At 63.0% G+C, this 21679-nt stretch carries 21 protein-coding genes; 10 read left to right on the top strand and 11 right to left on the bottom strand.

Translation table 11 applies throughout. The features are described 5' to 3' along the window. Nucleotides 1–469 precede the first annotated feature (469 nt). From CK220_RS26570 to CK220_RS26600, 7 genes are all read right to left on the bottom strand, one after another. Entirely contained in the window at nt 470–1594 is a 1125-nt protein-coding gene (locus CK220_RS26570) for a DUF2333 family protein (RefSeq protein ID WP_095814367.1), read from the bottom strand. Nucleotides 1595–1610: 16 nt separating this feature from the next. Beyond that, nucleotides 1611–2918: a DUF6638 family protein gene (locus CK220_RS26575; protein WP_095814368.1), complete on the bottom strand. Its 1308-nt coding sequence runs from the start codon at nt 2916–2918 to the stop codon at nt 1611–1613. Between the two features lie 109 nt (nt 2919–3027). After that, a complete protein-coding gene (locus CK220_RS26580) occupies nt 3028–3444 on the bottom strand; it encodes a DUF559 domain-containing protein (RefSeq protein WP_095814435.1) in 417 nt (138 codons plus the stop codon). Between the two features lie 102 nt (nt 3445–3546). Then, a complete protein-coding gene (locus CK220_RS26585) occupies nt 3547–5457 on the bottom strand; it encodes an ATP-binding protein (RefSeq protein WP_095814369.1) in 1911 nt (636 codons plus the stop codon). A gap of 24 nt (nt 5458–5481) precedes the next feature. After that, a complete protein-coding gene (locus tag CK220_RS26590) occupies nt 5482–6627 on the bottom strand; it encodes a hypothetical protein (protein WP_095814370.1) in 1146 nt (381 codons plus the stop codon). 34 nt (nt 6628–6661) lie between these two features. Next, nucleotides 6662–7750, bottom strand: a complete 1089-nt coding sequence (locus CK220_RS26595; protein ID WP_095814371.1) for a hypothetical protein — start codon at nt 7748–7750, stop codon at nt 6662–6664. Nucleotides 7751–8088: 338 nt separating this feature from the next. Continuing rightward, complete coding sequence (locus tag CK220_RS26600) at nt 8089–8700, bottom strand: thymidine kinase (RefSeq protein WP_095814372.1); 612 nt, start codon at nt 8698–8700, stop codon at nt 8089–8091. Nucleotides 8701–8786: 86 nt separating this feature from the next. Between CK220_RS26600 and CK220_RS32855 the strand changes: the two genes are divergently transcribed. The 5 genes from CK220_RS32855 (at nt 8787) to CK220_RS26620 (ending at nt 13166) form a co-directional block, all read left to right on the top strand. Then, entirely contained in the window at nt 8787–8909 is a 123-nt protein-coding gene (locus CK220_RS32855) for a hypothetical protein (RefSeq protein ID WP_280952759.1), read from the top strand. Nucleotides 8910–8931: 22 nt separating this feature from the next. Next, a complete protein-coding gene (locus CK220_RS26605; protein ID WP_095814373.1) occupies nt 8932–9867 on the top strand; it encodes a choline ABC transporter substrate-binding protein in 936 nt (311 codons plus the stop codon). 121 nt (nt 9868–9988) lie between these two features. Beyond that, nucleotides 9989–10843, top strand: coding sequence for a choline ABC transporter permease subunit (choW, locus tag CK220_RS26610; protein WP_095814374.1), 855 nt, complete (start codon nt 9989–9991; stop codon nt 10841–10843). After that, nucleotides 10840–12021 (top strand): choline ABC transporter ATP-binding protein, encoded by a 1182-nt coding sequence (choV, locus tag CK220_RS26615; RefSeq protein ID WP_095814375.1) that lies wholly within the window; start codon nt 10840–10842, stop codon nt 12019–12021. Before choW ends, choV begins: the two co-directional genes overlap by 4 nt. A 107-nt stretch (nt 12022–12128) precedes the next feature. Further along, on the top strand, nt 12129–13166 hold the full coding sequence (locus CK220_RS26620; protein ID WP_095814376.1) for an MBL fold metallo-hydrolase: 1038 nt from the start codon (nt 12129–12131) through the stop codon (nt 13164–13166). A gap of 12 nt (nt 13167–13178) precedes the next feature. Here CK220_RS26620 and CK220_RS26625 read toward each other — a convergent pair whose 3' ends face one another. Next, the gene (locus CK220_RS26625; RefSeq protein ID WP_095814377.1) at nt 13179–15245 is read right to left on the bottom strand and encodes a BTAD domain-containing putative transcriptional regulator; all 2067 of its coding nucleotides are present in this window, start codon (nt 15243–15245) and stop codon (nt 13179–13181) included. 171 nt (nt 15246–15416) lie between these two features. On the opposite strand from CK220_RS26625, the gene CK220_RS26630 reads away from it, so the two are divergent. Beyond that, nucleotides 15417–16502 carry a pyridoxal-phosphate dependent enzyme gene (locus tag CK220_RS26630; RefSeq protein ID WP_095814378.1) on the top strand — a complete coding sequence of 362 codons (1086 nt, stop codon included), beginning with the start codon at nt 15417–15419 and terminating at the stop codon, nt 16500–16502. 88 nt (nt 16503–16590) lie between these two features. Next, on the top strand, nt 16591–18072 hold the full coding sequence (locus CK220_RS26635) for an aspartate aminotransferase family protein (protein WP_095814379.1): 1482 nt from the start codon (nt 16591–16593) through the stop codon (nt 18070–18072). A gap of 26 nt (nt 18073–18098) precedes the next feature. On the opposite strand, the gene CK220_RS26640 is transcribed toward CK220_RS26635, so the two are convergent. Beyond that, nucleotides 18099–18473, bottom strand: coding sequence for a YciI family protein (locus CK220_RS26640; RefSeq protein WP_095814380.1), 375 nt, complete (start codon nt 18471–18473; stop codon nt 18099–18101). 17 nt (nt 18474–18490) lie between these two features. Here CK220_RS26640 and CK220_RS32120 point away from each other — a divergent pair, with 17 nt between their 5' ends. Then, nucleotides 18491–18643, top strand: a complete 153-nt coding sequence (locus CK220_RS32120; protein WP_176479224.1) for a hypothetical protein — start codon at nt 18491–18493, stop codon at nt 18641–18643. Nucleotides 18644–18681: 38 nt separating this feature from the next. Here CK220_RS32120 and CK220_RS26645 read toward each other — a convergent pair whose 3' ends face one another. Then, nucleotides 18682–20091 carry an ATP-binding protein gene (locus CK220_RS26645; RefSeq protein ID WP_095814381.1) on the bottom strand — a complete coding sequence of 470 codons (1410 nt, stop codon included), beginning with the start codon at nt 20089–20091 and terminating at the stop codon, nt 18682–18684. Further along, nucleotides 20088–20804 (bottom strand): response regulator transcription factor, encoded by a 717-nt coding sequence (locus CK220_RS26650; RefSeq protein ID WP_095814382.1) that lies wholly within the window; start codon nt 20802–20804, stop codon nt 20088–20090. Before CK220_RS26650 ends, CK220_RS26645 begins: the two co-directional genes overlap by 4 nt. A 238-nt stretch (nt 20805–21042) precedes the next feature. Between CK220_RS26650 and CK220_RS26655 the strand changes: the two genes are divergently transcribed. Then, entirely contained in the window at nt 21043–21345 is a 303-nt protein-coding gene (locus CK220_RS26655; RefSeq protein WP_066994286.1) for a hypothetical protein, read from the top strand. 40 nt (nt 21346–21385) lie between these two features. After that, entirely contained in the window at nt 21386–21634 is a 249-nt protein-coding gene (locus CK220_RS26660) for a hypothetical protein (RefSeq protein ID WP_095814383.1), read from the top strand. Nucleotides 21635–21679: the final 45 nt, after the last annotated feature.

The raw sequence follows: 21679 nt of genomic DNA on the forward strand, positions 1-21679 counted from the left end.
TCGTAGGGGATGCCGATCTTGGCGCCGATCTCCTGGATCGGTTTCTTCCTGGCGGCGCGCGCGATCTCGATGTCGGACTTCACTTCGGCCATGACGGCTTTCCTCTGGATTGAGCGGTGGAGGGGAGGGGTTCGATCACTACAGCAATTCCGGGAAAAGTGTGAGACGGTTTTCTGTTCGGAATTGCCTGAAAACGAGGAAACAGGGCGGTTCTACGTTGCCGCCCGGACGCAAGGGCATGTTCTAACCCTGTCGCTGTCACGGCGTCAACTTTCATGCAACTATGTTTCCTGTGAAGAAATTATTGCAGTTCCCGGCCGACCTCCCCAAGGGTCTTCGGCGCCCGGTCGTTGCGCCCGTATAGAAGCCAGAGCGGGGGTCGTTCCGCCGTCTCAAAACAGCCGCGCAATGCACGGAATGCGACAGACGCGACGGCGCAAATCCGCCACTGTCCTGCGTGGCGGCGGCGCTATTGGCTAAGCACGTTGCTGATCTCGACCATGTTGGAGCGCACGCGCAGGATATAGAAGCCCATGGTCGTCAGATGCGTCGGCAGCAGCCAGCCGTCCTCGCGGCCGTTGGCGATAATGAAGGGCTGGATGCGCAGTGCCGAGACGAATTGCGCGTCCATCGTGTCCCACAAATTCTGCAGGTGCTTTTCCTTGATCACGTCCTCGAAGTCGGCCTGCGCCGCTTTCATCAGGCCGTAATAGGCGTAGAGCTGGCCATAGGCGAACCAGAAGCGGTCGTCGGCGCGGAAGTCGAACCAGCCGTCATTATGGTTCTCGGCGCGCTCCTTCAAGATCGCGGAGGTCGAGCCGATGTCGCTGGCGATGCGGTCGATATATTGCTTCAGATTGTCGGCGCGGGCATCGAACGTCGCCTGACAGCTGGCGAGGCGAGCGTTGAAGGAGCGCAGCTTGCGCACCGCGTCGCGGTAGTAGCTCGGCGTCGGCGTCTTGGGGCCGAACGGGTTAAGACCGAAATACCAGGTCTCTTCGTCGAATTGCAGATTGCCGCGTGCATCCTGCAGGTCGGCGTCGATCTGCGAGGTGGTGCGCACGCGGCCGAGATTGTCGGCTAGCTCGGTGGCGGTGCGCCGGACCGCCTGGTTGATGCCGCGCTGGAAGGACGCCTTGTTGTCCATCCACGGCGTGTGGTCCCAGTCGATGCCGAACAAGCCGAGCTTGTAAAGGATCATCGAGGAGACCCAGGCATTCTGGTTGACGTTAAAGTCCGTCAGATCGGCAGCCACCTGGGCTATCCCTGAGTTGCCGCAGGTCTTGGCGGTGTCGGTGCCGGCGCCGGCGGAGACCTGCTCGCCGGCCGAGACGCTGCGCTTCTCGAAGGTGTATTTGTCGGGATAGTTCGGGTCGAAATTGTTCCACCACTGGGTGGCGTAAAAGAAGTTGGCGTAAAGGCCGATCAAAACCAGCAAGGCAAGGCCGACCACCGCCTTCAGGATCCAGCCGCGCTGGCCATACCAGCGGCCGACCCATATGAACGGCCAGAGAATAATGCCGACGACGAAGCCTATGCCGCGGCCGATCCACTGGAAAATCCGGGTGAAGAAGTTCACGATCGGATCAAACATGGCTCTCGTCACCCCCTCAGTCCGTCAAGCCGTAAAGACGCGCGCGGAACGCCGCCTTGTCCTTCAAATATGTGGTTTTCAGAACGTCCACAACATGCGATCGCCAGGCATCGCTGAAGCCGTCGAAGTCCTTGTAGAAACCCGGTTTATTGAAGACGTAGCGCGAGACGAAGTCCTGCGGCACGAAATCCGAGATCAACTGATTGGTGAGCCAGGTATCGGGATGATCGGGCTTGGCGCGCACAACCAGGAAGCGCTGGCGCGGCGGCACATCTTCAAGCTTCAGGTGGCCGAACTGGGCGATCTCGCGCTTAGCGGCGTTGAGGAAGGGGAAATTGCCGTCGCTGGCGATCAGGTCGGCATGGCCGTGGATCCAGGTCTGCAGCCAGACCTTGTCGACGTCCGTCAGGTTGCGGTTGGGCTCGGCATCGCGGATCAGCGCCCGGACCACCATCTCGGCGCGGTGCTCGAGATAGCCCGAGGTTTCCACCCAGGAAGCGCGAGGCAGGTCAAGGCGGCCCGTGGCGGCGAGGAAGCGGAACACCTTGTCGGCGTCGTTGATCGACAGATAGCTCACCTGCCACGGCCGCGAGCGGCGGAAGCCGGGGGCGGCCGGATCGCTGATCACCGTCGTCATGTCGGGGTCGACGAAGACGTAGAGCCCGCCGAAATGGCTGGTCCAGTATGCATTGTGGCGGAAGATCACCTGATCGGGCACCAGCGCGTTCTCGCGGATGTCGCCGCAGACCTTGGCGAGATCGACCATGCGCTCAAGCATGGCGTTGTCGCGCCAGGCGTCGGGCTCCTGCTTCAGCCGGTCGACCAGCTTGCCGAGCTCGGCCGCCTTGCCGAGCACGTCCTCGGCCGACAAAACCTTGAACTCGACCTGATTGATCGACAGCAGGTCCTCGATGTCGTTGACCTTGGGAACGGAGTCCTCGATCTCGCCGTAGATGACGTCCTTGATGGTCAGCGCGTCGATGGCGCGCTGGTTCTTGGACATGAACTCGAACATCAACTGCGAGGTGTTGGAGAAGGCGGTGTGCACGACCGGCAGATCGATCTGCGACGGCGTCAGGATGATGAAGCGGCGGTTGACCTCGTTGGGATCGAGATAGTCGTAATCGCCGCATTCCTCGGCCACCTCGGGCGAGAAGCCGGTGCGGTCGATCTGGAAGCTCGTCAGCTTGGTCGGCTCGAGGCCGAAGGCGACGAGAGCCTTGTTGTAGCGCTGGATGAGATGCGGCTCGTCAACGACGAGCAGCCTGCCGTAGATCAGCTCGTTGTCGCGCAGAAGGTCGGGCTTTTTGGCGGGACGGGTCATTGGCAAGGGTCCGACGGATGTGGCCTCGAAAGGCGAAGCGGCGACGCCGACGCCCCCCTCTCCCCGTTCTTGACGGGGAGAGGGTAAGGGTGAGGGGCGGCGCCGACGATCAAAGATTTGTCTCCCCGTAGCCGCTGGCAGCAATAAATCGCAGCTCGTGCGTTTCGATCAGACGATCGAGACGGCATTCGATTGCAGCAAGTATGGTTTCGAGCACCTCATCCCGCTTCTTCAAGACATCGACATTCCAGAAGCGGAGAACGGACCAGTTGTTTGAGACCAGGAAGCGATCCCTGATCTGGTCGTAGCTGTTGCCTGCATGCTGGCTGCCATCGACCTCGACAACGAGCTGGCACTCCCTGCAGGCAAAATCAGCGAAATAGTTGCCTATCGGAAACTGCCGCACAAATTTAAGGCCGTTCAATCGTCTGTCGCGCAGTTCCATCCAAAGAGCTGTTTCCGCCTCGTTATCCGACTGCCGGAGGCGTCTTGCCCGTTTCGTTGTAGCGACTTCTGGTCCACGCACGGCGCTGCCCCTCACCCTTACCCTCTCCCCGTGAAGGACGGGGAAAGGGAGGCGCCGATGTCGGCACCACACCCTTCCGCACTTGCGGGCAGCGAAGGAAGCCTACGCATTCCAAAGCCCCTTCTTCTTCAGCTCCTCCATCTCGCGCGCAGCGCGTTCGCGCAGCCGCGCGTCGCGCAAAAGCTTCTCGACCGCCGCGTCGTCGGACTTGTCGGAGTAGCGGAATTCGGAATCGGCGTAGCGGTTGATCTCCTGCATGACCATGTCCATCGAGAACGGCCCGCGCAGATCCTCGATCATTGCCTTCTTATCGTCGTAGCTCTTGTGCATGAAAGCTTCCGGCTTCTCGAACCATTCGTCCGGCAGCTCGACGTCCATGGCGCGCATCTTGATGGCGTCGGTGACGTTCTTGATGGCGCGGCCGGTGAAGCGCGGCTCGGCGTCCTTGATCATGTGCAGGTAGGTGCCGATATCGGCCATCGTCTTCGGCGCGCCGTTCTCCTTCATATAGCGCTCATAGACCTTCATCAGCCCGTTTTCCTGCGGCTTCTCGTGCTCCTCATAAGCCTCAGTCACGGCGCGCTGTATTTCCTGCGCCGCATAGAGCTCGTGCTCGCCCAGCGGGATCTTGTGGTTCTTGCCGGCGAGCAGCACGAAGATGTCGATATAGTCGTCGCGCGACTGCGGGCCGTCGACCAGCCAGCGGGCGCCGGCGCGCTGGCGCAGCGCATCGTCGACATTTTCGGGGTAGTTGGAAAACATCCCGAAGGAGCAGTTGCCGCGCACCACGGTGGAAGCGCCGGCAAAGGCATCCATGAGCACGCCCGTGATCTCCTGCTGGCCGGCGGATGCGCGGTCGTCGGAGCGGCGCGCAGCCACCTGGTCGATGTCGTCGATGGTGCCGAAGCCGATGGCCCGCGGATTGAGCACGTTGTTGATGAACTGGCGGCAGTTCTGGCCGGACTTGCCCTGGTAGGAAGAAATCTGGTCGACCCCGAAATTCTCATAGACGAAGGGATAGCCGGCGACCTGACAATAGTTGTTGACGAGCCCGGCTATCATCTGGATCAGCGTCGTCTTGCCGGTGCCGGGCGCGCCGTCGCCGATGAAGGTGAAGAGAAAGCCGCCGAGCTCGACGAAGGGGTTCAGCTCGCGTTCGAAATCATAGGCCATCAGCATCTTGGCGAGCTTGACCGACTGGTATTTGGCGATGTGATTGCCGACGACCTCTTCCGGCTTCTTGAAGGTCATCACCAGCGGCTTCAAGCGCTTGCCGGGCGCCACGTCGAAACCGTCGAGCGTGAAGTCGTCGACATCGATGCGGATATGCGCGTTCTCGAACGGACCGATGCCGTCGAAGCGTCCCTTGCGCGCGAGCAACCCGTCGATGGCGACGCGGGCGAAGGCGCGCGCCCTGGTCATCAGATCGGCATCGTCCTTCGAGCCGGCAATCGCCTTGTCGAGGCCTGCCACGATCGACTTCACCGCGTCCTGCGGCGTGTCGAACAGGAAGTCGGGTTCGGGACTATCGTTCGGCGCCTCGCCGTCGCTGTCGATCAGTTGGAACAGGTAGGAGGCGAAGCTGAAAGCCGAAACATAGGCGGAGGCAGACAAAAGCTTCTTGAACCTCGCCGCCTCGTCGCCTTCGAGCGGGGCACGCGCGTTCTTGGCCTGCAGGCTTTCGAGATCGGAACCCTCGGCAAAGACATCCGCGATGGCCAGCGCGATCGCCAGCCCTCGCCGGGCGCGGTATAGAAGCATGTGCTGCGGGATGCTCATCAGCTGGTCGTCGGGATGGATTGCGGCGACCGTTTTCGACAGTTCGACCTCGCGCGTGCGGCGCACCGAACCGGCCGAGACGGTCGAGACGAAGCGCCGGTTGGTGCCGGCAAGCGCCGTGCCGGACTCGCGCGATGGTTCCTCCAGCACGACGATGCGGGTGATGAAGCTCTGCGCGGTGGCGCGGTGCTTTTCGATTGCCGCTTCCGAGATCGTGGTCAGCCCGGTGTCCATTACGGATGCTCCGCGGTTTGACGGTCACACATCGCTGATGACCTGCCCTTTGGACAGGATGTGGACCTTGTAGCCGGAAAAGATCTTCTGCGCTTCGCCCGCGGCATAGAGCGCCTGATAGGCCTCGTGCGGGATCAGCGCGTGGTTGTCATAGCTGGAGACGCCCTGGCGCGCCGCTTCGAGGTCGTCGGTGTTGATGAAGAATTCCTGCGTCGTCTTTTCGCTGGAGAACAGGCCCCTGCGGCCGGGCTTCTCGGACTTGGAAAAGACTTCCTGGATGGTCCAGGTGAGCAGCCAGGCGTTCTCCGGCTTGCGCACCTTGGTCAAAACCTCGGTCACCGTTGAATTGTTCTCGGTGATCCCGGCCGAATAGAAGGGGCCGAGCACGACGCGCCGCAGCTGCTTCGGATGCAGCGGCTCGAAATCCTTGTCGAGATTGACCGCGATGGTCGCCGGCGACAACGTGTAGGCGGAATTCTTCTCGGTGAAATCGTCGAAGCGATGGGCAAGCTCGGGGTTGAGCAGGCCGTCGACGGGGAGCGGAATGTCCACCTTCTCGTTCAGCTTGCCGTTGGCGTCGACGAGCTGGCGCACCATGCTCTCGGAGGAGTCCTCGACCGTCACCATATAGATCAGCGGCAGGTTGGCACTGCCGTCGAACGAGGCCCAGTGGACGAGGTAATAAGGCCGCATGGTCTTGGGATTGACCGAGACTTTGGCCGTCTGCGCCAGGCTGAACGGACCGAAGGTGGTCTCGCTCTTGATGCCCTCCAGATAGAGCCGCTCGGCCAGCGACCTTTGCAGCGCCACAGGAAATTCCTTGTGGCGCAGGATGAAGTCGGCCATCTCCTCGCGCAACTCGCCGGCCTGCGGAATGTTGGCCAGCCGGCTATCTGCCTGACGGCGGTCGTTCTCCAGCTCGAGCAGGTTCTGGAACACCGGATAGCCGCTGTCGGCGCGCGAGATGCGGAACGTATCCATGAAGCCCAGCCGGTTGCGCCAGCAGGCGAAAGAATTTTCCAGCCGGGCGATATATTCGGCGACGATCTTGGCGACGATGCCGTGCCGGTAGAGCGGCGAGCGGTCGTCGCGCATGAACACTTCCAGCCCGCTCAGCGCCGCGGTGATGGCGAAGAAGTAGCGCGCCGCCGCTTCATTTTCGGGGGTCATGGCACCGCCCTGGAGAAGAATGCCGTCACGCCGCCTACTGCTGCACGTAATTCGCCGAATTGTGCTTCTTCATCACCTCGTCGAAGCGGCGGGCGAAGGCGTCGTCGGCAAGTTTCTTGCGGCGCTGGATGTCGGCGGTGGCCACCATATTCTTCTCGTGCATCTCCAAGAGATCGCCGATGTGCTTCTGCGAAGCGGCGCCGATGCCCGCCATCGTCTCTTCGGCCGTGTTGTCGACCTGGCTGCCCAGCGTGTTGATCTTGTGGGCGACGTCCTGCTGGGCGGCCGTCTTCAGCGAGTCTTCCAGAGCTTTGTAGAGCACGATGCGCTGCTCGGTGTCGATTGTCAGCTTGTTGATCAGCGTCGACTGCGCGGCGATCTGGTTGTTGAGGGAATCGACAAACGTCTGAAACATCGAGGTGTAGCGCTCCAGCGTCTGGCTTTCGGCCAGCAGCTCCTGCTCCTTGGCCTGCTTCTCGTTGTATTCGGTCGCCATCTTCGAACGCTCGCCCTCGAGCTGGGTGCGCTCCTTCTGGCTGGTCGAGGCGGCGATCTTGTTCTCGATGTCGAGCAGCATCGGGTTGAGTTCCTCGATGCGTTTCTGCACCGCCTCGAGATTGGTCATCGTCGCCTTGCGGCGCTCGATCACCTGCGACAGGCTTGCTTCCGAGGTCTTGTAGCGCTGGTCGAGGATCTGCTTCTGGGCTTTCAGGATGCCGACGATGGTGTCTGATTTCGCCAGCAGCTCCTGCAAATTGCCAGCGAGCGACATGTTGCGCACGCGGTCGGTGCGCATGCGCTGCTTGCGCTGCTCGGAGAAGACGCCGACGAGATTTTCCCAGCCGGTGTAGCTCTTCATGCTCTCGAATTCGGCGCCGAAGACATTGGTGGCGTCCTCCAGCCCGATAATCAGGTCGGCAATATTGCCTTCCATGACCTTCTGCTGCTTCAGCACGTCCTCGATGCGGGCGTTCTCGATGTCGAAATTGGCATCGCCGATCTTCCTGTCGGCCTGCGCGAGCGTGTCGAGCACGGTTCCGGACTGCTCGATCTTGGTGCGCATGTCCTCGACGACCTGCTTGGTCTTGGCAATCTCGGCATCGAAATTCTGCAACGTCGCCATAGGGGCCTCCCGCTTCGGCATCCGGTTTCGTGTCGCACGTCGCTGCGAATATATGTGGGGGCTCAAGCGATTGAAAGAAGGAAGACAAAGAGCCGTGGCAAAACAAAAGAATTGGCCAGGCCCTTGAAAGATAAGGCAAGCATGCTCATGGCCAGAGTAATGCCGGTCGCCTTCAGGCAGCTTTAGCTGGCATGCCTTAAGCTCTTGTTTTTGCGAACAAGCTGCGGCGCTGGGAAGTGTGCAAAATCTCTTGTGCCGAATCGTGGCAAATCACCGGCCACCAGCCGGCCGATGGCAGCGATTGCCCGACTTAGCCGGCCGTCGCGAGGCTCCCCGTCTCAGTTGCGGGCAAAGCCGATGAAGTCGTCGGGCGCAGCCCTGCCCATTTCCTCTTCCCAGTGCCGGCGGCAGAGCGATACATAGACGTCCTTGCCGATCGCCACCTGCTGGCCTTGCTTGGCCACCTTGCCGTCGGGACCGAGGCGAACGACCATCGTCGCCTTGCGGCCGCAGCGGCAGATGGTGCGCACCTCGCGCAGATCGTCGGCGATGGCGAGCAGCGCGCGCGAGCCGGAAAACAACTTGCCCTGGAAATCGGTGCGCAGGCCATAGCACATGACCGGGATGTTCATCCGGTCGGCGATGCGGGCAAGCTGCCAGACCTGCTCCTCCTCGAGGAACTGCGCCTCGTCGACGAAGATGCAATGCACGGTGGTGTGCTCATGATGCTCGGCGACGCGGGCGTAGAGATCGTCGCCGTCGCGAAACATCTCGGCCTCGGTCTCGAGACCGATGCGCGACGAGATCAGTCCCTTGTCGCCCTTGCGATAATGGCCGGCGACGAACAGCATCGTCGTCATGCCGCGTTCGCGATAGTTGTAGGATGCCTGCAGCAGCATCGTCGTCTTGCCGGCATTCATCGTTGCGTAGTTGAAGTAGAGCTTGGCCATATGGGTCTTTAAGCTCAATTGCCGCGGCGCGGGGAGGGGGCCGCGGGCTCATTCCACCAAAAAGCGGACCCGGCGGAAAGCGCGGCATGTCGCTGAATGGCAAGCGCGCGCCGTTGATCGCGGTGTGGAACCGCTTGAAACCGCATCAAAATGGTGTTTGGCTGACGAAACGAGGCGGGCGCAAGAACCGTGACTTCGCGCCGCTTTAAGAACCGCAATGGGAGAAAGTTCATGTCGCGTATGAAATCCTTCGTCGCCGGCCTCGGGCTGGCGGCGCTTCTGTCCACGACCGCGGCCTATGCCGGCGATCCGGCGAGCTGCAAGGCCGTGCGTCTGTCGGATGTCGGCTGGACCGATATCCAGGCAACCACCGGGCTGGCTTCGGTGCTGCTCACCGCTCTCGGCTACGAGCCGCAGGTGATCCAGCTTTCGGTGCCGGTAACCTATGCGTCGCTGAAGAACAAGGACCTCGACGTCTTTCTCGGCAACTGGATGCCGTCGATGACCAATGACATCAAGGACTATACCGCCGACGGCTCGGTCGAGACGGTAAGCACCAACCTGACCGGCGCCGGCTACGGCATCGTCGTGCCGACCTATGTCGCGGATGCGGGCGTCAAGACACTGACCGATCTCGGCAAGTTCAAGGACAAGTTCAACGGCAAGATCTACGGCATCGAGGCCGGCAATGACGGCAACCGCATCATCCTCGACATGATCAAGAACCCGAAGGACAATCTCGAAGGCTTCGAGCTGGTCGAGTCCTCGGAAGCCGGCATGCTGACGCAGGCCGAGCAGTCGATGAAGAACAATGAGTGGATCGCCTTCCTCGGCTGGACGCCGCATCCGGTCATGGGCGCCATGAAGATCACCTATCTCGAGGGCATGGGCGACAGCGGTTTCGGGGCCGCGACCGTTTATACCAACACGCGCAAGGGCTACGCCGCCGAGTGCCCGAATGCCGGCAAGTTCATCTCCAACCTGAAATTCAATCTCGACATGGAAGGCGAGATGATGGACGCGATCCTGAAGGGCGGCGATGCCCAGACGGTCGCGACCGACTGGCTGAAGAAGCATCCGGACGCGATCGCGCCCTGGATCGCCGGCGTGACCACCTTCGACGGCGGCGATGCGGCTGCGGCCATCAAGACCGCGCTCGGGGGCTGAGCCGGCTTTGAGTCCGGCATGATCTCCGGAAAGGGGCAGCCGCTGGAAAAGGCTGCCCTTTTTCATATGCTGTGAAAAGGTGACCGCCCGGCAAGGGCGGCGAGGATCAACGAGGGGAAAGATGGATCCGATCTCTAAATTTCTGGTCGCCTACAAGATTCCCATAGGTCCATGGGGCAAGGCCTTCTTCGGCTTCCTCACCGACAATTTCGACACCGTCTTCAGGGCCTTTTCGAACGGCCTGAACTTCATCCTCGACGGGGCGGTGGACATCCTGCTCATGGTGCCGCCGGTGCTGCTGGCCCTGGTCGTCGCCGTCATAGCCTGGTTCCTGCAGCGCTCGCGGCCGCTGGCCATCGGCGTCTTCATCGGCCTCATCTTCATCATCAACCAGAACCTCTGGAAGCAGACGGTGCAGACGCTAGTGCTGGTCGTCGCCGCCGCCGCCATGGCAATGGCGATCGGCGTGCCGCTCGGCATCTGGGCGGCGCACAAGCCGAAGGTCTACCGCGTCATGCTGCCGGTGCTGGACCTGATGCAGACGCTGCCGACCTTCGTCTACCTGATCCCGGTGTTGACGCTGTTCGGGCTCGGCAACGCGCCCGGCCTCATCGTCACCATCATCTTCGTCATCCCGACAGCCGTGCGGCTCACCCATCTCGGCGTGGTCTCTGTGCCAAAGGCGATCATCGAGGCGGGTGAAGCCTTCGGTGCCACCAAACGCCAGCTCCTGTGGAAGGTCGAGCTGCCCTCTGCGCTCCCCACCATCATGGCGGGGCTGACCCAGTCGATCATGCTGTCGCTGTCGATGGTGGTGTTCGCCGCCCTGATCGGCGCCGGCGGCCTCGGCACCGAGATCAACCGCGCTCTCGGCTCACGCCGCATCGATCTGGGACTTGAGGCAGGCCTGGCCATCGTCGTGCTCGCCATCGTGCTCGACCGGATGACCCGCATCGGCGTTGGAGGCAAGAAATGACCGTCGCGGTTGACTTCAAGAACGTCGACATCGTCTTCGGCGCCGATCAGGCCGGTTCGCTGGCCCTGATCGACAAGGGCGCAACCCGTGCCGAAATCCTCGAAAAGACCGGCAACGTGCTGGGCTGCGCCGGCGCCAACCTCACCGTGCATGAGGGCGAGATTTCGGTGCTGATGGGCCTTTCCGGCTCCGGCAAGTCGACGCTGCTGAGGGCCGTCAACCGGCTGAATGTAGTGTCGCGCGGCCAGGTTCTGGTCAAAGACGGCGACCGCACGGTCGACGTCGTCACCTGCGACGAGCCGACGCTGAGACGTCTGCGGCAGAAGCAGGTGGCGATGGTGTTCCAGCAGTTCGGCCTGCTGCCATGGCGCACGGTCGAGGAGAATGTCGGCTTCGGTCTGGAGCTCGCCGGCGTGCCGGAGGCCGAGCGCAAGGCACGGGTGCAGAAGCAGCTCCAGCTGGTCCATCTCGACCAATGGTCGAAGAAATACGCGCATGAGCTTTCGGGCGGCATGCAGCAGCGCGTCGGCTTGGCGCGTGCCTTCGCCACCGAGGCGCCGATCCTGTTGATGGACGAGCCGTTCTCGGCGCTCGATCCGCTGATCCGCACCAAGTTGCAGGACGAGCTCCTGCAGCTCCAGGCGGAGCTGAAAAAGACCATCATTTTCGTCAGCCACGACCTCGAGGAGGCGCTGAAGATCGGCAGCTACATCACGATCATGGAAGGCGGGCGCATCGTCCAGACCGGCGCGCCGGAAGACATCGTGCTGCGCCCGGCCAACGACTATGTCCGCGACTTCATCGCCAATGTGAATCCGCTCTCGGTGCTCACCGCCTGGAACGTGATGCGCGACCGCCGCGATCTCGAGCAGGGCGAGAATGGCTGGGTCTGGCTCGACCGACGCAAGACGACGCGCTTCAAGATCGACGAGCACGGCCTGGTGGCGGCGGCCGAACGCGACGGCAAGCCGGCGGTGTGGGTATCCTGCGCCGAGGTCGAGAGGCAGCCGGAGGAGGGTGCGCAGGTGTTCTGGGCCAATCCCGGGACGTCGCTTAAGACGGTGATGCTCGCCATGCACCGCTCGCAGACGGCACCGGTCGCGCTGTTCGACGAAGGCTCGCGCTTCGTCGGCGCGATCGGCATCCGCGACGTGCTGAGCGCGGTGCTCAGGCGGTAGCAGTTCGGCCTTTGGATCAAGCATGAAGTGTTCGCTGGCGGGCATCTCATGCTTGTTCTAGACTTGGTCGGCAGCCGGGTGGGCCGCTCGCGCATGGGGCCGATAAAATGATCTTCCGTCAGCTTTTCGATTCCGTTTCGGGCACTTATTCCTACCTTCTCGCCAGCCGGCCCGGCGGCGAGGCGCTGATCATCGATCCGGTGCTGGAGAAGGTTGAACGCTACCTGCAGCTGGTCAACGAGCTCGACCTCAGACTGGTCAAAGCGGTCGACACACATCTCCATGCCGACCACATCACCGGGCTCGGCGCGCTGCGCGACAAGACGCATTGCGTGACCGTGATGGGTGAGCAGACCAAGGCCGACGTCGTGTCGATGCGGCTTGCCGACGGCGACAAGCTTGCCATCGAGGGGCTGGCGCTGGACGTCGTCTATACGCCCGGCCACACCGACGATTCCTACAGCTTCGTCCTGCCGGACCGCGTCTTTACCGGCGACACGCTGCTCATTCGCGGCACTGGCCGCACCGACTTCCAGAACGGCGATCCGCGCCAGCAATATGAATCGATCTTCGGCCGTCTGCTCAAGCTTCCCGACGAGACGCTGATCTTTCCGGCACACGACTACAAGGGCGAGACCGTGTCAACGATCGGCGAGGAAAAGGCGTTCAACCCGCGCCTGCAGGTGAAGTCGGTGGACGAATACGTGAACATCATGACCAATCTGAAGCTGTCCAATCCGAAGATGATGGATGTGGCCGTGCCGGCCAACATGCGGGTGGGGCTGCATCAGGACGACATCGCCAGCCGCGGCTGGGCAGTGACCGCCGAACAGGCGCTGGCGCTGGTCGGTCGGCCCGATGTGGCGCTGATCGACCTGCGCGAGCAGTCCGAACGGGATCGCCACGGCGTCATCCCCGGCGCGATCCATCTGCCCTATGCGCGGCTGCAGGAGAACATCGCCGCCGGCGGCATGCTGCATGAGCTGGCGAAATCGACAGCCAAGCAGATCCTGTTCTATTGCGCCTTCGGCGAGCGCTCGGCGATGGCCGTGCAGGCGGCGCAGGATCGCGGGATATCGAGCGCCCGCCACATCCAGGGCGGCATCGATGCGTGGCGGAAGGCGAGCGGGCCGCTGATGCACTGAAAAAGCGCTTGTTCAGTTCAGCCCGATGAGCTTCGCGCCCCTGCGGAACAGGGCTTCGCCGTCCCGGTCGAAGCGGAAGGTGGCGATGAAATCGTCCGCCCGATAGTCGGGCCATGTGGTGCGGATCGCGGCGGCGAAGTTTCGCGCCTCGTTCTGGCGGCCGGCCAGCGCCAGGCAATGCGCGGCGATCGCCAGGATGATGACATGCGCGTTGGGCCTGGCCGCAGCTTTCAGCGCCCATTCGGCGGCTTCGTCGTATTCGCCCAAGCGTGCATGGGCCATGGCCCGCGCGCCCATCATGCCGAACAGCAGTGGGTCAAAGGGGCTGAGATGGCGCGAGTGATCGGAGGAGCCGATCGCCGATTGCGGATCGCCCGACTGCGAATGGACAAAGGACAGGGCATAGTGGCCGAGCGCGAAGTTCGGGCTGAGGTCGACGGCCTTTGCCAGCTCGAGCAGCGAACCGTCCTGCTCGCCGCGCAGCCATAAGGCGCGGCCCATCGCCCAGTGCGCGGCCGGATTGCGGTCATCGACCAGGAGGCTGTGACCGGCAGTTGCGAAAGCCAGTGACGCCTCACGGTCGCGATCGCCCCAACGCTGGAAGGCATTCTGCCAATGCGTGAAGGAGAGGCCTGCATAGGCGCGGGCAAAGGTCGGGTCGAGCTTCAGGGCGTCATTGAAGAATTGCTGCGCCCGCTCATTTTCCTGGCGGGTGAACCGGTACATATGCCAGAGCCCGCGATGATAGGCTTCCCACGCATTCAGCGAATTCGGCGCCTTCAGCATTGCCCGGTTTCGTTCGACGGTCGCGATCTCGGCGGCGATCGACGACACGATGCTGTTGCCGATATCGTCTATCACCGTGAAGATCTCGTCCGGCCTGTGCTCGAAGGTCTCGGCCCACACGATCCTCGCGGTGCGGACCTCAACGAGCTCGACCGAGACGATGACCCTGCCCGAAAGGCTGCGGAGCGAGCCTGTCGCTACGTAGTCGACATTCAACCGGCGCCCGGCGTCCTCCGGCGCGATGTCCTTCTCGGCCAGCGCGAAGACCGATCCGCGGGCAATGACGAAGAAATCGCGAAGCTTGGCGAGCCGCGTGATGATGTCGTGGGTCAAGCCGTCGGCAAGCCCGCCGCGAAAATTGACGGCGCTTTCCGCGAACGGCATCACCGCCAGCGAGGCCCGGCGCACCGCGGCGGGTTCGGATTCGACGGCAACGATCGGTGCTTGCGGGGCCGGAAGAGCTAGCCCGGATCGCGCGCATGGCGTTGCGCTGGAATGGCGGGCTTTTATCTCATGCCATGCTTCCCGCAAGGGAGCGACATCCAGCTCCTCGGAGCGGAAGAGTTCCGCCGCGGTCGCGAGATGCTCCTCACCGGCGCCGATCTGTCCTCGCCGCGCAAGGTTTTCCAGGAGCGCCACATGTGCGCGTCCATCGAAGGGCGCGAGTTCCAGCCATCTGTCCAGATAGGCGCCCGCTTCATCGGCTCCCTGCGGGAGCAGGCCGATGATGTGCTCCAGAACGGCGACGTGGCATGAGCTGAAACGGCGGCGTTGCGCGGTCAGCCAACTGGTGAAATGCGGGCTCCGATCGAGCTCCAGCCCGTCAAGGAAATCGCCGGCGAAGAGCTGCGCAAGCGCCCGAAGACGCCCGAGGCTGAGCGTCTCAATCCCCTCGGCGACCGCCGCGGCCGCTTCGACGGCATCGACGTTCGTATCGGCAAGACGAAGCGCCACGGTGTCGCCTTCGGTCTCTACCCTGTGCCGGCCCGGTTCGTTAAGCGCGCCGCGAAGCTTGCTCAGGCACCAGCGAAGCTCGCCGCGCGGATCGTTCGGCACGTCCCACAGAAGCTCGCAAAGCCGGCTGCGGCTGACGGGATGTGGCGCAAGCGCAAGATAGGCCAGCAGCGCGCGCAGCTTGCGCGAGGAAGGCAATTTAACCGGCTCGCCGCCACGGGCGAGCGTCAGTTGCCCAAGCAGTCGCAAGCACAGGCCGGCGGCAGTGTCGTTCGGGCTCGATCGGCTGGATTCCACGTATGTTCCCACGCTTTCTCCAACGCTCACCAGTTGGTCCATGTTCTATCACCAAAGACGACAGGAAGCATCCGGCAGCCCAATTCCATGCCGGAATGCCGCCGTTGCCGCATTCGCGGCAGGTCAAGCAACCTAACGCGGCAAGGTGTCGAAACCGCGCCGCCCAAGCCGCCGGTCTGTAACCGGCGCGTGAGATAGCGAGGAGCAAAGCCCATGTTGCAGCAGTTGAAAATCAGGACCACTGCCGGTCGCGGCCGTCTGTTCGATAGCATTCTCGACACAGTCGGCGACACGCCGGTGATCCGCATCAACAATCTCGGCCCCGGCCACGCGACCATCTATGTGAAGGCCGAGTTCTTCAATCCGGCGGCCTCGGTGAAGGACCGGCTGGCGCTCAACATCATCGAGGAAGGCGAACGCAGCGGCAAGCTGAAGCCGGGCCAGACCGTCGTCGAGGCGACAAGCGGCAACACCGGCATCGGCCTTGCCATGGTCTGCGCGCAGAAGGGCTACCCGCTGGTGGTGACGATGGCCGACAGCTTCTCCATCGAGCGCCGCAAGCTGATGCGCATGCTGGGCGCCAAGGTGGTGCTGACACCGCGCGCCCAGAAGGGTTTCGGGATGTACAAGAAGGCGGTCGAGCTCGCCGACGCCAACGGCTGGTTCCTGGCCCGCCAGTTCGAGACGGAAGCCAATGCCGCCATCCATGAGGCGACCACGGCGCGCGAGATCATCAACGATTTCGCAGGCTCGCGGCTCGACGTGCTGGTCACCGGCTACGGCACCGGCGGCACCGTGGCCGGTGTCGGCCGGGTGCTGCGCCGCGAGCGGCCGGATGTCCGCATCGTGCTTGCCGAACCGGCGAACGCGCAGCTTATCGGCAGCGGCAAGGCGCAGGAGCGTGGCCAAGGCGGTGCCCCGTCCGCCAGCCATCCCGCCTTCGAGCCGCATCCGATCCAGGGCTGGACGCCCGACTTCATCCCCAACGTGCTGCAGGAGGCGATCGACAAGCGCTACTATGACGATGTGGTGCCGATCGCCGGTCCGGAAGGCATTAAATGGGCCAAGGCCCTGGCGCAGCAGGAAGGCATCTTCACCGGCATTTCAGGCGGCGCCACCTTCGCCGTCGCGCGCCAGATCGCGGGGACCGCTCCGGCCGGCTCGGTGATCCTGTGCATGCTGCCCGACACCGGCGAGCGCTACATGTCGACGCCGCTCTTCGACGGCATCGAGGCTGAGATGAATGCCGAGGAGATGGCATTGTCGCGCTCGACACCAAGCTGCCGGTTCGACGCCTGAAGACAAATCGCGGCGCTGCTGTCCACTGGGATGGCGGCGCCGCGCGACGATCCAGGAAATGATCGGGTGCCTTTTGGGGGTGGAGCGAATGGACAGCGTGCAGGAAACAGCGGTGATGGATGAGACGCTCGACCCGCCAGACTGGGCCGAGACGCAGGCCCTGTCGCATCGGATCGTCGAGGATGCCGTCGCTTATCTCAAGGATGTCCGGGATCGTCCGGTGTGGCGCCAAATGCCGGCCGAGGTTCGCGCCTTCTTTTCGGCGCCGCTGCCGCGCGAGCCGGCGCCGATAGCCGACGTCTATGGCGATGTCGCCCGCAATGTCATGGCCTATCCGATGGGCAATATCCATCCGCGCTTCTGGTCCTGGTATATGGGCTCAAGCAATTTCACGGGCGCGCTCGGCGATTTTCTGGCGTCGGTACAGGGCTCGAACCTCGGCGGCGGCAATCACGCCGCCGGGCTGCTGGACAGCCAGGTGGTCGACTGGTGCAAGGAGATGGTGGGCTTCCCGGCTTCGGCCAGCGGCACGCTAGTCAGCGGCGGCTCGATGGCCAACCTCATCGGGCTGACCGTGGCGCGCAATGCCAAAGCCGGCGTCGATGTGCGCGAAAGAGGGGTCGGGGCGATCCCAAAGCCGTTGCGCTTCTACGCCTCGGACCAGGTCCATTCCTGTCATCGCAAGGCCATGGAAGCGCTCGGCCTCGGCAACCGGGCGCTGCGGCGCGTCTCGACCGACGCGGATTTGCGCTTCGATGTCGATGCGCTGAAGACCGCCATCGCGGAAGACCGCGCGGCAGGTTTCAAGCCGGCTTGCATCATCGGCACCGCAGGCACCGTCAATACCGGCGCGATCGACGACCTCAAGGCGTTGGCCGTGTTGGCGGCGGAGGAAGACCTCTGGTTTCATGTCGATGGCTGCATCGGCGCCCTGATCGCCATCGCGCCTGAAAACAGATCGCTTGTTGCCGGCATCGAACGCGCCCATTCCATCGCGCTCGACCCGCACAAATGGCTGCACGCGCCCTTCGAAGCGGGCTGTGCGCTGGTTCGCGATGCCGTCGCCCACCGCAACACGTTCGCCGTCACGCCGGAATATCTGGAATCGACGCCGCGCGGCCTCGCCTCCGGGCAATGGCTGCACGACTATGGCCTGCAGACATCGCGCGGCTTTCGGGCGCTCAAGATCTGGATGGCGCTCAAGGAGCATGGCATCGAGAAATTCGGGCGGCTGATCGACCAGAACATCGCTCAGGCCGGTTATCTGACCGAGCTGATCCGGGCCGAGCCGGCGCTCGAGCCGACGGCGCCGACCACCATCAACATCGTCTGCTTCCGCCATCGCCTGGACGGCGCCTCCGAGGAACGGCTCAAGGCATTCAACACCGAAATCATGCTCAGGCTGCAGGAAGACGGCATCGCCGCCGTCTCCGACACCACGGTGCACGGGCAGCATTGCCTGCGGGTGGCGATCACCAACCACCGAACGCGGCGCGACGACCTCGATCTCCTGCTGCATGAGACGCTTCGCATTGGAGCGGAAATCAAGGCTGCGAGCCCACCGGTCTGAAGCGAGGCAAGACCGAAAGCTCTATCTCAGCTGACCGCCAGCGGCGCTCCCGGCAGATAAAGCGCGATCGGCCGGATCTCATAGACAGCGGTGGGATTCACGCGCTTGAGATCGCGAGCCACCGCTATCGCCTCGTCCTGGTTGGCGCAATCGAGGACATAGAGGCCGAGCAACTGCTCCTTGGTCTCAGCAAAGGGGCCGTCGATCACCAGGCCGTCGCCCGGACCGCGCAGCGTGACGGCTTTCGCCGTCTCGCCCAGCCTGGCCGCCGGGCCCAGCTTGCCGGCGCGGGTCAGCCTGTCGTTGATCTCGAGCAGATCTTTCATGACGGCGGCATCCTCGTCGGGCGTCCAGGACTGGACGGTCTCTTCGACGTGATAGGCAAGGATCGCGTAGAACATGGTTCGGCTCCTTGTGCATGGACCTGAAAATCGGAGTCGATTTTGCGTCGCTGACCTTCGGTTCGGTAAGGATCATGCACCAAATTGAAGTGCTGCAGCGTCCTTTGCGCGACCTGGAGGATGCACGGCGCTGTAGGCGTGCCGCACTATCACAAGTATGGCGCGGCTGATCCAGTCCCTCGCAGCAGCCGGGAAAGCGCCTGCTGACTCAAGCTGCCAGCGGCAGGCGCAGTTCCGTCAGCAGGCCGCCGCCGGGATGGTTGGAAAGGCTGATCTCGCCGCCGGCGCCGCGGGCGATGTTGCGGGCGATGGTGAGGCCGAGGCCCAGCCCGCCGGTCTCGCGGTTGCGCGACTGTTCGAGGCGCACGAAGGAACCGAACACCTGATCCAGCTTTGCCTGCGGAATGCCCGGTCCTTCATCGCGGATGCCGAGCGTGATGGTGTCGCCAGAGCGCCGCACGCCGATATGCGCCTTCTTGCCATAGGTGACTGCGTTCTGGACGAGATTGGTGATGCAGCGGCGCAGCGCCACCGGCCGCGCGATGCAGACCAGGCCGCGCGAAGGCGTGGCGTCCTCGTCGAACGAAGCATCCTCGAACATGTCGGCGACCGACTCCACGAGCGACCAGAAGTCGATCCGCTCGGCCTTTTCCTCGGTGACCTCGAATTTGGCGAAGTCGATCACCGAGCTTGCAATGCTCTCGATGTCGGCAAGGTCATGCGCCAGCGCTTCACGGGCCCGCGATTTGCGCAGCAGCTCGAGACGCAATCGCATCCTGGTCAGCGGCGTGCGCAGATCATGCGCCAGTGCCGCCGCCAGGTGCTCGCGGTCCTCGACATAATCGCGCAGGCGCATTTGCATGGCGTTGACCGCCTTTGCCGCGGCGCGGATCTCGCGGCTGCCGGTCTCGGCGATGGGCGGGCTTTTGAGGTCCTTGCCGATGCGGTTCACCGCGGTCTCCATCATGCGATAGGGCGCGGTCAGCCGGCGCAGCGACCAGATCGACATCACGATGATCAGTCCTGCTATCAGCGAATAGAGCGGCAGGCTGTCCCAACTCAGGATCGGCCCAGCCGGCGTGATCGGCTCGGTGAAATTCAGCCACTGGCCGTCGGAAAAGCGCAGCGATGCCGTCAGCTTGTCGCTCTGGGCGAAATCCGCGGCCAGCACCAGCAGATCGCGCTCGACCTGGCCGACATCCTTGTTCATCACCTGGCCGTCCGGGACATCGGCTTCCTGGGTCGCCGGATCGCGTCGCACGCGGGCGTCGGTGATGCCGAACTTGGACAGCCGGCCGACCAGGATGTCCTCCAGCTCGGCAAGCTGGTCATCGCCGGCGATCGAGGAGGTGACGGCGGGGGTGTCCGAAACGGTCAGCGCATAGGTGGCATTGAAAAGACCGGACGCGGTCGCCTTGCGTTCTTCAGGCGTGGCGTCATGCATCAGCTGCACCAGCGAATAGGCGCGGTCGTTCAGCCGGTAGAGATCAACCACATCGTTGGCGGCGGCGCGGTCGCGCGCCACGATATAAAGCGTCGCGACCTGGCTGATCATCAGGCCGGCAATGACGATGAGCAGAACCCAGACAGGCAGGGTTTGCGGCAGCAAGCGTCTCATTCGGAGGTCGTTTCGGGCAGAAACTGATAACCGCCGCTGCGTACGGTCAAGATCAGTTTCGGCGTCTTCGGATCGTCCTCCATCTTGCGGCGCAGGCGGCTCACCAGGATGTCGACGCTGCGGTCGAAGCTATAGCCGGTGTCGCCGCCGGACAGCTCGATGAGTTGCTCGCGGGTGAGTACGCGCTGCGCGCTCTTGACGAAGGTCTGCAGCAGGTTGAACTCCGCCATCGTCAGTTCCACCCGCACGTCGTCGGGCGCCGTCAGCCGGCGGCGTGAGCAATCCATCGTCCAGCCGGCAAAGCGGTAGATCTGCTTGGCTGTGGGCCGGCGCGGCTCGGCAGTGCCGTTGCGCCTCAGTACCGCGCGGATGCGGGCGAGCAATTCGCGCGGATCGAAGGGTTTCGGCACATAATCATCAGCGCCCATCTCGAGGCCGACGACACGATCCGTCGTCTCGGTCACCGCGGTCAGCATGATGATCGGTGTCGTGTGGTTGGCGCGGATCTCGCGGCAAAGTTCCAGCCCGCTTTTTCCGGGAAGCATCACATCGAGGACGATCAGGTCGACCTGCGCGCGGCGCAGGATCGCCTCCATCTCGGTACCGTCGGCAGCCACCGTCGTGCGCAGCCCCCGCTTCTGGAAAAATTCCTGAAGCAGGTCCCGTATGCCCTTGTCGTCATCGACGATCAGTATGTGCGAGTCGGATTTCACGAGAACCCCGCGATTTGCTGCAGCCAAGCCGCCCTTCGGTGATCACCCACACGATAGAATTCGGGCCACATCTTGGCCAGTGGTGGCGACGTGGGACGGAATGGCTTCCCCAGAAACAATTCAGAAACAAAATTCTACAGTCGGGAAAAACTCGTGAAAAATTTCAAGGGCATAACTGGTGCCGTGGCGGTCAGGTCATCGGCTGCGACGCAAGTTTCCGGAGTAACGGGCAAGACCGATGCAGAGGTTCTGGATCAGCGTGATGGGTGCTTTGCTCAGCATGTCGCTCATCACAGCCGCGGTCGGGGCCTCCAACGCAAAGGTAACGCCGCTGACCCGGACCGAGCGCTGCACCAATCTCAACCGTCAAGTTGACGAAGCCCTCGAAACCCATGCCGCGGCAACGCAGGTCACCGCGGCGAAGGCACTTCAAAGAAAGGGAAACCGGTTCTGCGCTGCCAAGAAACAGGCGCAGGGCATCCGGATGCTCGCAAACGCTTTGAAGCTGCTTGGAGTGACACCGATCGACCCGGTTCAGTGACGCTCAACTCCTCGACCCGCATGAAAAAGGAAATGAAGCCATGAAAAAGTCCCTCCTCTCCGCCCTCGGCCTCGCTGTTGCTCTCGCTTTCTCGATGCCGGCTGTCGGCAACGCCGCCGCCACGACGACCGCTGCTCCTGCCGCCTCGACCACGACCACGGCTCCGGCCGCTGATGCTACGGCGAAGACCGCTCCGAAGAAGGTCGCCGCCAAGAAGGTCTGCAAGGTGACCAAGACCCACAAGTGCCCGGTCAAGAAGGCCCCGAAGAAGGACGCGAAGAAGTCCTAATCCAGGCTTCGGTCCTGATCTTTCAAGACCGCTCCGGCCGAAACC

The organism is Mesorhizobium sp. WSM3860 (assembly GCF_002294995.1).
Classification (GTDB): domain Bacteria; phylum Pseudomonadota; class Alphaproteobacteria; order Rhizobiales; family Rhizobiaceae; genus Mesorhizobium.